Source organism: Histophilus somni 2336, from assembly GCF_000019405.1.
GTDB lineage: Bacteria > Pseudomonadota > Gammaproteobacteria > Enterobacterales > Pasteurellaceae > Histophilus > Histophilus somni.
Window position 1 is genome coordinate 2249482 of the sequence record NC_010519.1, and the last position, 14376, is coordinate 2263857.

Genomic DNA, 14376 nt, shown 5'->3' on the forward strand with positions numbered 1-14376 from the left:
GAATTTGCATGCGCAAATTATTGACCGTTTACCGCTTAATTTTTGCCGGGGTTTTATGTCTTGTGGTGGCGATTTTTATGTATCATTTACAAACAGGTAAATGGTTACAAACGGATCTACATACACTTTTGCCGGACAGTCAACACTATACAAAAATTCAATTAGAGGCAGATAAACATCAAGAACAGCAATTTAATCAGCAAGTTATTGCATTGGTTGGACATTCACAATCAGAAGCTGCTTTTAAATTGACGGAAAAAGTTGCAGAACAATGGCAAAAAAGTGGGTTATTTCAAACGTTATCTGTAAAAAATCAACCGAATTTAGCTGAACTTCAACAGCAGATTGAGTTATTAAAATTAGCCACACTGCCTATTTCAACACGAAATCAGATTATTCAACAGCCCGAACGTTATTTTCAGCAATATGCAGAGCAAATCATTAACCCGTTCGGTTATCAAAATTTGCTCCCCTTGGAACAAGACTGGCTTGGTTTTGGGCGTTTTGTATTGTCGCAATCTCAGCAGCAAAGTCAAATTCAGTGGCATGCAGAAACAGGTATGCTCTATGCTGTTCAACAAGGTAAGACATGGGTTTTATTAACAGGCAAAATTGTTGATTCAGATTTGATCAAACCTCAGCAAAATTTAACCGCACTTCTTAAGCAAAATGCACAATTTATTCAAGAACAACAAGGTCAATGGTTAAGTACAGGTGCGGTGATTTTTGCGGATTATTCACAACAACAAGCTAAATATGAAAGCACGATCATGGGCGGGTTAGGTATCAGCCTAACCTTGCTTTTACTGTTGCTGGTTTTCCGTAGCTTACGCATATTATGGTTATTTTTACCGATTTCTGTAGGTATGGTTGCAGGTATTACTGCTACTATTAGTTGCTTTGGGCAGATTCATATTTTAACGCTCGTGATTGGCACGAGTTTAGTGGGGGTTCTGATTGATTTCCCATTGCATTGGCTTACATCTTCTCTATTTTTAAGCCGATGGCGTGCCAATAAAGCGATGGCAAAACTTCGCCTTACTTTTTTTGTCAGCTTATTGGTGACTTTGCTGGGTTATGCTTTACTGGGATTTACTGCTTTACCTATCCTAAAACAGACCGCACTTTTTTCCGGTATGGCGTTGATTTTTGCTGTCTTAACGACCTTCTTGTATTTGCCCCTATTTTTCCGACATTACCAGTCAGATAAGTCTTTGTTTTTACGAAGAATTTTGAAAATAAATTTCCACGTTAAGATTAATTCATTATTAAATAAGATTTTATTTGTGGTTAGCACGGGTTTCATTGTAGTAGGGTTGCAGAAAAGCTATTGGCAAGATGATATTCGTCAATGGGTTGCTATGCCAACGGAATTGATTGAGCAGGCACAAAAAATTCGTCAAATTACCGGCATTGATCTAAGCAACCAATACTTATTAATTACTGCTGAAAATAATGAGCAATTATTGCAAAAAGACCAAATTCTAACCGAGAAATTACAACGGTTCGCACAAGAAAATAATCTGATAAAATTTCAGTCATTAAGCCAATGGATTATGTCAAAAAAGCAACAAGCGGAGTTTATTCAACAGCTAAAAAATATTCCTGCTGAAAGCTATAGCGTTTTTGATGAAATTGGTATTCCAAAGGACATGATTCGTCATTCGCTAAAAAAATTGGAAAAACAGCCTCTTGTCAGCTTAGAACAAGCTTTAAATACAGAATTGGGAAAAGTTTGGAAAAATCTATATTTAGGTGAGCTTGATCGAGGAAAAGTAGCAAGTATTATTAAAGTATCAGGATTGAATAACCCAAAAATTCTTGAGCAAATTGTTAATAATCGGGATATTTACTGGCAGGATAAACCTGCCCATCTCAATCAGTTGTTTGAGCAAACCCGCAACCAAGCGGCTTGGTTAAAATTGCTCTCATTTGGCTTGGCAGCTTTATTGTTGTGGCGAATGTTTGGCATATCGCAAACGTTGAAAATGCTCAGTATCCCGCTTATTTCAGTTGTGTGTACAGTCGCAATTTTAGGTTGGTTAAATATCACCATCAGTTTGTTTGCTATGTTTGGGTTATTATTGGTGTCGGTCATTGGTATTGATTACATTGCCTATATGCAAACAGCGAAAGAGCCGTTATCAATAAAACGTTTTACGATTAGCCTTGCAGCACTTACCACGCTTATTTCATTTGCTTTATTAGGATTAAGCTCCACTCCGGCGGTAGCAAGTTTTGGCTTGAGTGTCAGTTTGGGGGTGCTGATTAGCTTAGGAATGATTTTGCGAATAAAGTGAAGTAATGGTGAATATATTTTCACATCCTATCTTATGGCTGATTAATTGCGATAGATATATCATTTTTATGGCAAAACAGGATTGCATAAGCACTAAAACTCAAAAAGGGCTGATGTCAGCCCCTTGTTGTTAGCATCAAATTAAAATAATACTCTCGCACGAATAGTGCCTTCAATTTGCTTAAGTTTAGCCAATAATTGAGCGGTATCTTCTGTTTCAACATCGATTACCACATAACCAATTTTTGCCTCGGTTTGTAAATATTCAGCCGCAATATTGATATTTTGCTCCACAAATATTTGATTGATTTTATTTAAAATCCCCGGACGGTTATGGTGAATATGTAATAAGCGTTTTGCATTACTATGTTCCGGTAGAGATACTTCTGGGAAATTTACTGCCGACAGTGTTGAACCATTATCGGAATATTTGACAAATTTATTTGCGACTTCAACTCCAATATTTTCTTGTGCTTCAACAGTTGAGCCACCAATGTGTGGTGTTAGGATAACATTATCGAAAGCACGCAATGGCGAGATAAATTCCTCTTCAATCGAGGCAGGTTCTTTCGGGAATACATCAATTGCGGCACCACGAATTTTTTTGCTTTCTAACGCCTGAGTTAAAGCGTCAATATCAACCACTGTGCCACGGGCAGCGTTGATAAAAATACAGTTCGCCTTTAATTGTGCAATGCGTTCCGCATTCATTAAATTTTTTGTTGAGGAATTTTCCGGCAAATGTAATGAAACCACATCACAGGTACTCAAAAGTTCTTCTAAGCTATTCATTTGTTGTGCATTACCTAAAGGTAATTTTGTTTCTATATCATAGAAATACACATTCATGCCTAACGCTTCTGCAATAATACTTAGTTGAGATCCAATATGACCATAACCAATAATACCCAAGCGTTTTCCACGAACCTCATAAGATCCCACCATGGATTTATTCCATAAACCTCGATGCACATCGGCATTGGCTTGCGGTATATTACGCATTAATAATAAGATCTCACCAAGCACTAATTCAGCCACAGATCTGGTATTGGCAAACGGTGCATTGAAAACAGGAATACCTCGTGCTTTTGCCGCTTCTAAATCCACTTGATTTGTGCCGATACAAAAACAACCAATTGCAATTAATTTTGTTGCTTCTGCTAATATATCCTCCGTTAAAGACGTTCGAGAACGAATACCGATAAAATGTGCATCTTTGATAGCAATTTTTAATTCATCAGGTTCTAAGGCCTTCCGATGATATTCGATATTGGTATATCCTGCTGCTTTTAACACCTCCAGTGCATTTTGGTGTATTCCCTCCAAAAGCAAAAACTTAATTTTTGATTTATCTAGTGATACTTTTGTTGTCATATTGCCTCTCCATATATTTAAATAATTATCCAATAATTTTTGTACCCTCCGGCGTACCTACAATAACAATATCTGCAGAACGTAAAGCAAAAATCCCATTTGTTACCACGCCGGCCACATTATTCAATTCTTTTTCCATTTCTATCGGATTCATAATTTTAAAGTTATATACATCTAAAATAACATTACCATTATCTGTAACCACATTTTCACGATATTCAGGTGAACCGCCCAACGCCACTAATTTGCGTGCAACTTGAGAGCGAGCCATTGGAATCACCTCTATCGGCAAAGCGAACGTTGAGCCTAATACATCCACTTGTTTAGAACTGTCTACTATACATATGAATTTTTTTGCCAATGCGGCTACAATTTTTTCACGTGTCAATGCTGCTCCGCCACCTTTAATCATCATTTTTTGCGGATTAATTTCATCTGCACCATCGACATAAATATCTAAACCGGATACATCATTTGCACTGAATACCTCGATACCTTGTCGGAGTAATAATTCTTCTGATGCTTTTGAAGCTGCGACAGCACCTTTGATTGTTTCTTTTATTGTACCTAATACTTCAATAAAACAATTGACAGTTGAACCGCTTCCTACGCCAATAATACTATCAGGTTTAACATATTGCAGTGCAGCTTGAGCAGCCATTTTTTTCATGCTTAACTGATCCATTTTTTATCCTTTTTCTATGATTTTATGTTTATGTCGTACAAAGCAAATATTTTTATAAGTTCACTACTTTAAAACTATTCACTTAAATACACAAGCTAATCAGGCAAAAACTCCGTTAATAATTCATTAAGGAAAAGTTTTCCTTGTTCAGTGATTTGCCAAGTGCGGTTCGTTTCTGATAAATAGTTTTTCTCTAACGCCCAATCAATTTGTTTTTGTACCGCACTTTGTGCTAATCCAGTTAACAGTTCAAATTGTTGTTTTTCCATAGGTTCCAATAAACGAAAGCGATTCATAAAAAACTCAAATGGACGTTCTGAAAAAGGGATATTTTTTTCCTCATATAGATATTCACCACGCATATAGCCTTTAGGGTGTTTCGTTTTAGAAAAACGTAAAATTTGTCCATCAGCAAAACTCAATTTACCATGTGCTCCACACCCAATAGCTAAATAATCACCAAATCTCCAATAATTCAAATTGTGTTGACATTGAAAATCAACTTTTGCATAAGCAGAGGTTTCATATTGTTGGTAACCTGCTTTGGATAACAATTGATGACCCTGCTCAAAAATATCCCAAAGTTCATCTTCATCGGGTAATTTCGGCGGACGATATGCAAACATTGTATTAGGCTCAATTGTGAGTTGATACCAAGATAAATGAGGCGGTTTTAAAGCAATAGCTTGCTGTAAATCGTCCAGTGCTTGCACCAAAGATTGATTGGGTAATCCGTGCATTAAATCCAAGTTAAAACTGTTTAATCCGGAATGTTGAGCAAAACGCACCGCACTTTTTGCTTCAACTGCATTATGGGCACGCCCCAGTCTCTGTAATTTTTCATTATTAAAACTTTGAATCCCTATAGAAATTCGATTCACTCCGGCTTGTGCATATCCGACAAACCGATCGCTTTCAGCTGTTACAGGATTTGACTCAAGCGTAATTTCAATATTATCCTCAAAAGGAATAAGTTGTTTAATTTGATTCAATAAATAATCAATACTTTGTACAGAAAATAGGCTAGGAGTTCCGCCTCCAATGAAAATAGAATGCAATTTTCGGTCGGCTATTGAGGCATGATAACGTACCAAATCTTGCTTTAAGTCAGTAAGCAAATGGGTAACATATTCAGTTTCCGGAATAAGCCCTTTTTGTGCATGGGAGTTGAAATCACAATAAGGGCATTTTTGTACACACCAAGGGATATGTATATATAAACTTAATGGAGGTAGCTGAATGGGAAATAGTTTAACAAGGGAGAATTGTGTCATTATTTCAACCGCTCTTTTAATACTGCGAGAGCTTTGGCTCGATGTGAAATTTTCTTTTTCTCCGATGTTTCCAGTTCAGCAAAAGTACAACCTGTTTCAGGATAGAAAAATAAGCTGTCATAAGCAAAGCCATTTGAACCGCTTTCAGAAAAAGCAATTATTCCATGACATTCACCTTCAGCAATAATTGGCGATGGATCAGTGTCATGTTGCAGCATGACAATACAACTCACAAATTTGGCATGACGCTCATTAACGGGCACATTAGCCAGTTCCGCTAATAACTTTTCTCTATTTTTCTGCTCCGCATCTTTGTCCTCAACTCCGGCATAGCGAGCGGAATATAATCCTGGTGCACCGTTTAGTACAGGAACAACCAATCCACTGTCATCAGCAATCGCAGGTAAGCCTGACATTTTTGCTGCATAACGTGCTTTTAGAAGTGCATTTTCTACAAAAGTCAAACCCGTTTCTTCCGGACTGTCAATACCTAAATCTTTTTGTGCAACAACATCAAAACCAAATTCAGATAATACATCTGCCATTTCTTTTACTTTCCCAGGATTAGCTGTTGCTAGTACAATTTTTTGTTTCATTACCGTTCCTTTTTCAATGAATAACCAGTTTGCTATTTTAAGCACTTCGCAGGTATTTTTTAAGATGCTGTTTTAAGATAAGTCCCCTGAATGATAAAATATTTTTGCTTCCTACAGAAATATCCCCTCAACATTGTTAAAAATTGAGGGGATATTGATTTATATTGTCAAAAGTTATTTGGCATGTGTCTAGAAAATGATGCGATCTCTATTTTTTTCTAGTGTTGCTTTGCCAATCCCCTTGACTTCAAGTAACTGTTCAGCCGCGGTAAATTTACCAAATTTTTCACGATATTGAACAATTGCCTCGGCTTTTTTGCTTCCAATTCCTATTAAAGCGTGTTTAATTTCTTCCGCTGTTGCAGTATTGATGTTCAATTTATCGCTAATAATGACCGGTTCAACTTGTTGTGTTGCTTGGGCTGAACTAGGTGGTTGAGTTGGTGTTTCTGCAAATGCATTAAAAGCACCCAAAGCAACACTTAACATCAATAATGATTTGAAAAATGAGGTTATTTTTTTCATTTTGTCTTCCTTACAGTAAATGATAACCAAAGTTTAAAAAATTGAACTGTTGAATTGATTCAACAACAGACATTTTGCATGGAGGCGAAAAACTTACGAGAAAATCACTGCACTTTTACGATCAAGATCGCAAAAATAACAAAATGGATTAGCAAAAAGAGACTTTTTTGTGAAAAAACGAGTATTCACTAAAAGCGAATCCCCGTTTTTTTGAAGAGAAATTATTGACGTACTGCGATAGCTTCAATTTCAATACCGACATCTTTTGGTAAGCGAGCTACTTCAACACAAGAACGTGCTGGGAAAGTTGGGTGATTATTTTCCACAAAGAAACGCTCATATTCTGCATTTACGGTTGCAAATTGATTTAAGTCTTTAACAAAAACAGTTGTTTTAACAATATCTGCTACGGTCAATCCTGCCTGTGCAAGAATTGCTTTAATATTTTCCAAAGATTGGCGAGCTTGTGTCGTAATATCCGCCGGAATTTCCCCAGTTGCAGGATTAACCGGAATTTGACCAGAAGTTAAAACTAAATTACCTAAATCCACAGCTTGGACATAGGGGCCAATTGCTGCCGGTGCTTTTTCTGTGTGAATAATTTTTGTCATTTTTTCTCCTTAATTCAACGATATTTTCACGCTAACTATTGTACGCTTTTAAAAATAAACTTAAAGCCCATTCATGGCGTTTATCAAGCGAATTTCTTCATATTGTGCCAGATCCTCGAAAAAAATTTCTCTTGCAATAATTTTCTTTTGCTCAAGTAATTTTGCTCGTTGTGTACCTTCTAATAACGGTTTATTGGGAGTTATCCATTGATTATTTTGGCGAAAAATCAAGTTTCCAATAGAGCAATCCGTTACTTTGCCTTGACGAATAATCATAATTTCATCACATTCTTCTTTTTGTTTTAAGAGGTTGTTTAACAATGTTCGATCTGAAAATTTCAAACTGTAATCAATATGATCACAGAAAACAGGTTTAAAAGTTCGATAAACTTTTTGTTGGTAAGGAAAGCATTGAAGAACGTAATCATGATGGTTGTAATCAATACGGCAACGTATTAAGCCTTCTCGGTGGGTGAAAAGTGCGGTATGTTTAGCAATAATTTTTGCTAAATCAAATGGTTGTAATTTCATTTTGGGATAAAACTTCAGCAGGCTTTTTTCATAACGTTGCTGATGATAGGAAATATTTTTAGCTTGACCTTGTTCAATTAAGATCGTTTCAAATAAAGGAAATTGCCACATTTTCTGTTAATAATTATCAAATAGTCATATCTGCATCAAAAATTATTTCTCTACTTAAATCTTGAGATAAAGAAATAAAAGCTAGCTACTTAGTTTTCCTCACTATTGGATAAACCGCTGTTTAGGCTCTAAATAGTCCTTAATTCGCTTATTTTATGAGGGGTAAATATACTTTAGCACACAGCTCGTTGTATTCATCTTCTATATCACTTTGAATTGTAATGCCACCTCCGCTACGAAAATAATAGCCATCGCTCCGTTTCTCAATAAAGCGAATAGCGACCGCACTTTGTAAGGTTTCTCCATCAAAAATACCAAAAACACCGGTGTAGTAACCTCTCTTTTGCTGCTCCGCTTGTTGAATAATTTCCACCGTTTTTTCTTTTGGTGCACCGCTAATAGAACCCGCCGGTAATAGTGCGGCTAAAATATGTCCAATATTATGTCGCCAATTTTCCTCTAACTCACCACAAATTTCGGAACTTGTTTGCAAAATTGCACCTCGTTCAGTATGAATTTTTTCAACATAGCGAAAACGTTTAACTTCAATATTTTTAGCTACAATAGCTAAATCATTACGCATTAAATCCACAATGGTATAGTGTTCACGCAACTCTTTTTGTGAATTTAGTAATTGTTGCTCAGCATTTTCTAACGTTGCATTTATCGTGCCCTTCATTGGATAGGTGTAAATTTTATTTTCATAAATTTGAATAAACGGCTCAGGCGAAAAACAAATAAATTCATTTTTAAACAATAACTTATAACTTGCTTTTGTTTGTTGAAATAACTGTATTAAACTATAATTTGTTTCAATTTTGCTCGGATAAGTAAGATTTAACAAATAAGAGTTACCTTTTTGTAACTCGCTCTTAACCAGCTCAAATCCCTGCTGATAATCTTTAAATTTCATAGGATTAAATGAAAAATGACAATCTTTTGTGGAAAATTCAAAATGCCAATCTACATTACTTTTTATTCCTTGCGGTTGTAAAATAGTAAAAAAGATATTTTCTTTTGCTGCTTGTTCAATGGGTAAAATAATTGGTTTTTGCTGTTCAAAATCAATCAAAAAGAAAAAAGGTAATTTATTTTGCCCAAAATAATTCGCTTGTTGGGCAAAATCACGAAATTGACTTGAGTTATTCAATGACATAGTGATGAAAAATTTAGTAATATACGCAATCTGCCGATTTTAGCTTAAGATGAAACATGAACACAAATTTATTAGTCATTAATAATCATGACTCTTTTACTTATAACTTAGTGGATCTCATTCGCCGTTTAGGTACGCCTTTTAAAGTTGTGAATGTAGAGGATTTATCTTTGGTGGAAATAGAAAATTTTTCTCACCTGTTAATTTCTCCGGGACCTGATGTTCCTCATGCATATCCCCAACTTTTTGATTTACTGGAAAAATACTATCAATACAAATCTATTTTGGGTGTTTGCTTAGGACATCAAACTTTATGTGAATTTTTCGGCGGAAAATTGTATAATTTGCAGAATGTACGTCATGGACAAGCTAAACAGCTAAAAGTGCGGTCTAATTCGAGACTATTTAGAAATTTACCCTTAACATTTCAAATTGGACTTTATCATTCTTGGGCAGTAAGTCCTGAAAACTTTCCGGAAGATCTTGAAATTACTGCGATTTGTGATGATGAAGTAATCATGGCGATGCAACATAAAACCTTGCCCATTTACGGCGTACAATTTCATCCCGAGTCTTATATTTCGGAGTTTGGTAAGCAAATCATACAAAATTGGCTAAGTAATTGATAATTATAATAAATTCATAATAACTATTAAAAATAAAAAAATGATAGAAATTTCCTATGAATTTTATCAATAATATCCATTTTGTTAGTAAGGAATTATTATTTATCATATAATCAGTAAAGACATCAATAAACATAAATAGGAGAAAGCTTATGACAACAACTATCGGCTTAGATCGCAATAGTTCAAAACAATTAGCAACAGAATTAAATAATTTATTAGCAAGTTATCAAATATTCTACATGAATGTACGTGGCTATCATTGGAATATTAAAGGTGTAAATTTCTTTGAATTACACGCAAAATTTGAAGAGATTTATGATGATTTAGTGGTGAAAGTAGATGAAATTGCAGAACGTATTTTAACTTTAGGTTATACCCCAAGCAATGCGTTTAGTGAATATTTGACACAATCGCAAATTCAGGAGCATATTAATGTAACTAACGCACAGGACTGTTTAAACGGTACCCTACAAGGGTTTAAAACATTGTTAAAACAACAACGTAGTATCCTTGCTATTGCATCAGATGCCAATGATGAAGGTACCGCTTCGCAAATGAGTGATTATATTAAAGAGCATGAGAAATTAATTTGGATGTTCAGTGCGGCTTGTGAAAGTTGTCATGCTTAATTTGTGTAATATCACATCATTTTAAATCTAAAAGTTAAAATAAAACCTCTAGCTGTGCCTAGAGGTTTTTTCGTTTATATGAAAAGCTAAATATTGTGTTTATTTGCCGATACAGAAAGAGCTAAAAATATTGCCTAATAAATCATCGGAAGTAAATTGTCCTGTAATTTCACTTAGATGATGTTGCACTATACGCAGTTCTTCAGCGACTAATTCACCTGCATAAAATTCTGTCAACTGAATCAATCCGGCTTGTAAATGAATGTCAGCTTGTTCTAAGGCCTCTAAATGACGACGACGGGCTAAAAATCCCCCCTCAGTGCAGACTTGATAGCCCATGGACTGTTTTAAATGCTGACGCAACAAATCAACACCTTTTTGTGTTTTTGCCGACAATGAAATAACAGTTAAACCGTTTTGTTCATTTAAAACTTCTGCTTCACCACTTAAATCAGCTTTGTTTCTTACTATGGTTAAAGGAATATGTGGCGGTAATTTTGCCATAAATTCAGACCGCACTAAATCCAGTTCAACTTGATTTTCCGTGCTATCCAAGATTAACAAAATACGATCAGCCTGTTCAATTTCATCCCAAGCACGACGAATACCAATTTTTTCGACCTCATCGGTTGCATCACGTAACCCTGCCGTATCAATAATATGTAAAGGCATTCCGTCAATATGAATATGCTCACGCAAAACATCTCGAGTTGTTCCAGCAATATCCGTAACAATTGCCGCCTCACGCCCTGCTAGTGTGTTTAATAAACTGGATTTTCCGGCATTTGGGCGACCGGCAATGACTACTTTCATTCCTTCACGTAAAATAGCCCCTTGTTTTGCCTCATTTTTTACTTTAGCTAACTTGGCTATGATTTCACGTAAATGCGTTTCAATTTTACCGTCTGCAAGAAAGTCAATTTCTTCGTCAGGGAAATCAATTGCTGCTTCAACATAAGTGCGTAAATAAATAACTGAGTCAACTAATTCATTGATTTTATTTGAAAACTCACCTTGCAATGATTTTAACGCAGAACGTGCTGCTTGCTCCGAACTCGCCTCAATTAAATCAGCAATTGCTTCTGCTTGAGCTAAATCTAATTTATCATTAAGAAACGCCTGTTCAGAAAATTCCCCCGGTCGTGCCAAACGAATACCGTCAATTTGTAAAATACGTTTTAATAAAAGATCCATGACGATTTGTCCGCCATGTCCTTGTAACTCAAGAACATTTTCTCCGGTAAAAGAATTGGGTGCTTTAAAATAAAGTGCTATCCCTTGATCCAATACACTACCATCAGAATCTTTAAAAGGAAGATAATTTGCCATCCTAGGTGTTAAGGTTTTACCGAGTACTTGTTCAGCAACCTGCTGAGCTAAAGGTCCTGATACACGTAAAATCCCAACTCCACCACGTCCAATAGGCGTTGCTTGAGCTACAATAGTATCTCTACTCATAATTTGTTTCCAAAAGTGCGGTCAAAAATCGTATAGAATTATAACAAAAAAGGCATCATCTAAGATGCCTTTCTTTTATTTAGGATTATTTTTTTACTCTGGTATGTAAGCCTTTTTTCTCCAAACCACGATAAATTAACCATTGTTGTGCAATAGTAATAAGGTTAGAGGCTAACCAATATAACACTAAGCCTGCGGGGAAGAATAAGAAGAACACCATGAAAATTAATGGCATAAACGTCATCACTTTTTGTTGCATCGGATCGGCAACAGGTGTTGGTGACATTTTTTGCAATAGGAACATTGAGGCACCCATTAGGATCGGTAAGATAAAATACGGATCCTGTGCGGATAAATCTTGTACCCAACCAAAGAATGGGGCATGACGTAATTCAACGGCTTCCATAAATGTCCAATACAAAGCAATGAAAATTGGCATTTGTAGAAGAATTGGTAAGCAACCGCCAAGAGGATTGACTTTCTCTTCTTTGTAAAGTTTCATCATTTCTTGGCTCATACGTTGGCGATCTTCACCAAAACGCTCACGCATTTCTTGCAATTTAGGTTGTAACATACGCATTTTTGCCATCGACGTATATTGTGCTTTGGTTAACGGGTATAGAACTGCTTTTACTACTAAAGTGACACCAATAATTGCCAGACCCCAGTTTTGTACAAGAGATTGGATTAGGGTTAGCAATTTAAATAGAGGTTTCGCAATAAACCAAGCCCAACCATAATCAACGGTTAAATCCAAATGATTAGCCACATCAGCCATTTGATCTTGTAATTTCGGACCAGTCCATAATTGAGTATGAATAGTTTCAGTTGCACCGTTTTCTATTACAATCGGAGCAGATCGATAACCAATAGAACCCAAGTGTTTCTTAGTATTTGTCAGCGTGTACAAGGTATTATTAGCATCTTGATTAGGAATCCAAGCGGAGACGAAATAATGTTGCAACAAGGCAACCCAACCGGCTTTGGTATGAATATCTAAATCTGCTTTTTCCATGTCTTCAAAACTATATTTTTTATAGTTGGTTTCTGACGATGAATAAGCACCGCCGGTATAAGTCGGCATTGCCATGCTACCTGAACTTTCAACTAGCGTATGAGTTAATTGTGCATAAGGAACTAGTTCAATCGGTTTTGGGCTTTGGTTGGTAATTTCAAAATTGACCTCTAATGCGTAAGACCCAGGTTTTAATACAAAGACTTTACGATAGATCACACCATCTTTCTCAAAGATCAAAGGCACTTTTAATTCCTGCTGACCTTCTGCTAACTTAAACACATCACCTTCAACTTGGTAATTTGCACGACCAGCACGACTATCAATGCCATTTTTTCCGACTAAGCCGCTTTGTGCAATATATACTTTATCCGCATTGTTCTGTAATAAGACGAAAGGTGCTGAAGAATGTAATTCTGCATCATAGTTCAATAATTCAGAACCGATCACGTCCCCCCCCAAAGTATTTACCTTTAAACGGAAAACATCATTTTCTAAGGTAATAACACGACCTTTAGCCTGTGTATCATTAGCAATATCTGACGTTGCTGTAAGTGCGGTTGAGTTCACTTCAGAAACCTGAGCTTGTTCAGTCACTTCCGGCTTAGGCGTGTTATAGTCTACTTGCCATTGCTGATAAATAAGGAAGGAAATGAAAAGAAGTGCCATAAATAATAGGCTGCGTTTAGAATCCATTATTCGTTCTCTTTGTTGTTATTAATCTTTGGGGGAACAGGATCGTATCCGCCCACATTAAAAGGATGACATTTTAATATACGTTTAACTGTAAGCCAACTACCTTTTACTACACCATGCGTTTTTACTGCTTGAATACCATAACAAGAACAAGTTGGCACAAAACGACAGCGAGGACCAATCAGCGGGCTAATCATCAATTGATAAATCCTAATTGCACCAATTAAGACTTTTGCACCAAACGAATGTGACGTTTCCATAGCTTATCCAAAGTTTGAAATAATTGCTGGTTATCTAAATTACCAATACCTTTCTTTGTTATTATTACAAAATCATAATTAGCCAGCTGTCCTTGTAATAAACGGAAACTTTCACGAGAAATGCGTTTAACACGATTGCGATCATGTGCACGTTTTAAATGCTTCTTCGCAACAGTCAAGCCTAACCGAGAATGTTCCAAATTATTTTTTCGAGCAAGAATGGTAATTTCAGGGGTGCTAACACGCAATGGTTTTTGAAAAACGCATTTGAAATGAGAGGGAGTCAGCAATCGTAACTCCCTGGAAAAGCCTAGCTTAACCACAGCAAAGGGCTGGATTATGCAGATAAACTCTTACGACCTTTAGCACGACGACGAGCTAAAACTTGACGGCCGTTTTTAGTCGCCATACGAGCACGAAAACCGTGTGTACGGTTACGTTTTAATACAGAAGGTTGGAATGTACGTTTCATTATAATCTACCTAAATCTAAATAAAAAATTTGTTATACCATTGCCCTTGTAAAAT

At 36.1% G+C, this 14376-nt stretch carries 16 protein-coding genes; 3 read left to right on the forward strand and 13 right to left on the reverse strand.

Translation table 11 applies throughout. The annotated features are described in order from the left end of the window. The first annotated feature begins 8 nt into the window (after positions 1-8). Positions 9-2300, forward strand: a complete 2292-nt coding sequence (locus HSM_RS10340; protein ID WP_012341061.1) for an MMPL family transporter — start codon at positions 9-11, stop codon at positions 2298-2300. A gap of 140 nt (positions 2301-2440) precedes the next feature. Here the strand turns inward: HSM_RS10340 and serA are convergent, their stop codons facing one another. From serA to HSM_RS10380, 8 genes are all read right to left on the reverse strand, one after another. Further along, complete coding sequence (gene serA / locus HSM_RS10345) at positions 2441-3673, reverse strand: phosphoglycerate dehydrogenase (RefSeq protein ID WP_012341062.1); 1233 nt, start codon at positions 3671-3673, stop codon at positions 2441-2443. A gap of 25 nt (positions 3674-3698) precedes the next feature. Beyond that, complete coding sequence (gene rpiA / locus HSM_RS10350) at positions 3699-4358, reverse strand: ribose-5-phosphate isomerase RpiA (protein ID WP_012341063.1); 660 nt, start codon at positions 4356-4358, stop codon at positions 3699-3701. A 95-nt stretch (positions 4359-4453) separates the two neighbouring features. Beyond that, complete coding sequence (hemW, locus tag HSM_RS10355; protein ID WP_012341064.1) at positions 4454-5632, reverse strand: radical SAM family heme chaperone HemW; 1179 nt, start codon at positions 5630-5632, stop codon at positions 4454-4456. Continuing rightward, on the reverse strand, positions 5632-6228 hold the full coding sequence (gene rdgB / locus HSM_RS10360; RefSeq protein ID WP_012341066.1) for an RdgB/HAM1 family non-canonical purine NTP pyrophosphatase: 597 nt from the start codon (positions 6226-6228) through the stop codon (positions 5632-5634). The genes hemW and rdgB overlap by 1 nt, the downstream gene beginning before the upstream one ends. A gap of 189 nt (positions 6229-6417) precedes the next feature. After that, complete coding sequence (locus HSM_RS10365) at positions 6418-6753, reverse strand: ComEA family DNA-binding protein (RefSeq protein ID WP_012341067.1); 336 nt, start codon at positions 6751-6753, stop codon at positions 6418-6420. Between the two features lie 221 nt (positions 6754-6974). Then, the gene (locus tag HSM_RS10370; protein ID WP_012341068.1) at positions 6975-7364 is read right to left on the reverse strand and encodes a RidA family protein; all 390 of its coding nucleotides are present in this window, start codon (positions 7362-7364) and stop codon (positions 6975-6977) included. 60 nt (positions 7365-7424) lie between these two features. Next, positions 7425-8006, reverse strand: coding sequence for an aminotransferase class IV family protein (locus HSM_RS10375; RefSeq protein WP_012341069.1), 582 nt, complete (start codon positions 8004-8006; stop codon positions 7425-7427). A 148-nt stretch (positions 8007-8154) separates the two neighbouring features. Further along, entirely contained in the window at positions 8155-9162 is a 1008-nt protein-coding gene (locus HSM_RS10380) for an aminodeoxychorismate synthase component I (protein ID WP_012341070.1), read from the reverse strand. 56 nt (positions 9163-9218) lie between these two features. On the opposite strand from HSM_RS10380, the gene HSM_RS10385 reads away from it, so the two are divergent. Both HSM_RS10385 and HSM_RS10390 read left to right on the forward strand, forming a co-directional pair. Beyond that, a complete protein-coding gene (locus tag HSM_RS10385) occupies positions 9219-9788 on the forward strand; it encodes an anthranilate synthase component II (protein WP_012341071.1) in 570 nt (189 codons plus the stop codon). A 152-nt stretch (positions 9789-9940) separates the two neighbouring features. Further along, positions 9941-10420, forward strand: coding sequence for a Dps family protein (locus tag HSM_RS10390; protein WP_011608283.1), 480 nt, complete (start codon positions 9941-9943; stop codon positions 10418-10420). A 99-nt stretch (positions 10421-10519) separates the two neighbouring features. Here HSM_RS10390 and mnmE read toward each other — a convergent pair whose 3' ends face one another. The 5 genes from mnmE to rpmH all read right to left on the reverse strand — a co-directional run bounded on the left by mnmE (position 10520) and on the right by rpmH (position 14321). Continuing rightward, on the reverse strand, positions 10520-11878 hold the full coding sequence (mnmE, locus tag HSM_RS10395) for a tRNA uridine-5-carboxymethylaminomethyl(34) synthesis GTPase MnmE (RefSeq protein ID WP_012341072.1): 1359 nt from the start codon (positions 11876-11878) through the stop codon (positions 10520-10522). An 85-nt stretch (positions 11879-11963) separates the two neighbouring features. After that, positions 11964-13589 carry a membrane protein insertase YidC gene (yidC, locus tag HSM_RS10400; protein ID WP_012341073.1) on the reverse strand — a complete coding sequence of 542 codons (1626 nt, stop codon included), beginning with the start codon at positions 13587-13589 and terminating at the stop codon, positions 11964-11966. Beyond that, entirely contained in the window at positions 13589-13849 is a 261-nt protein-coding gene (gene yidD, locus HSM_RS10405) for a membrane protein insertion efficiency factor YidD (protein WP_011608286.1), read from the reverse strand. The genes yidC and yidD overlap by 1 nt, the downstream gene beginning before the upstream one ends. Beyond that, a complete protein-coding gene (gene rnpA, locus HSM_RS10410; protein ID WP_011608287.1) occupies positions 13813-14172 on the reverse strand; it encodes a ribonuclease P protein component in 360 nt (119 codons plus the stop codon). Before rnpA ends, yidD begins: the two co-directional genes overlap by 37 nt. A 14-nt stretch (positions 14173-14186) precedes the next feature. Continuing rightward, positions 14187-14321 carry a 50S ribosomal protein L34 gene (rpmH, locus tag HSM_RS10415; protein WP_007241546.1) on the reverse strand — a complete coding sequence of 45 codons (135 nt, stop codon included), beginning with the start codon at positions 14319-14321 and terminating at the stop codon, positions 14187-14189. Positions 14322-14376: the final 55 nt, after the last annotated feature.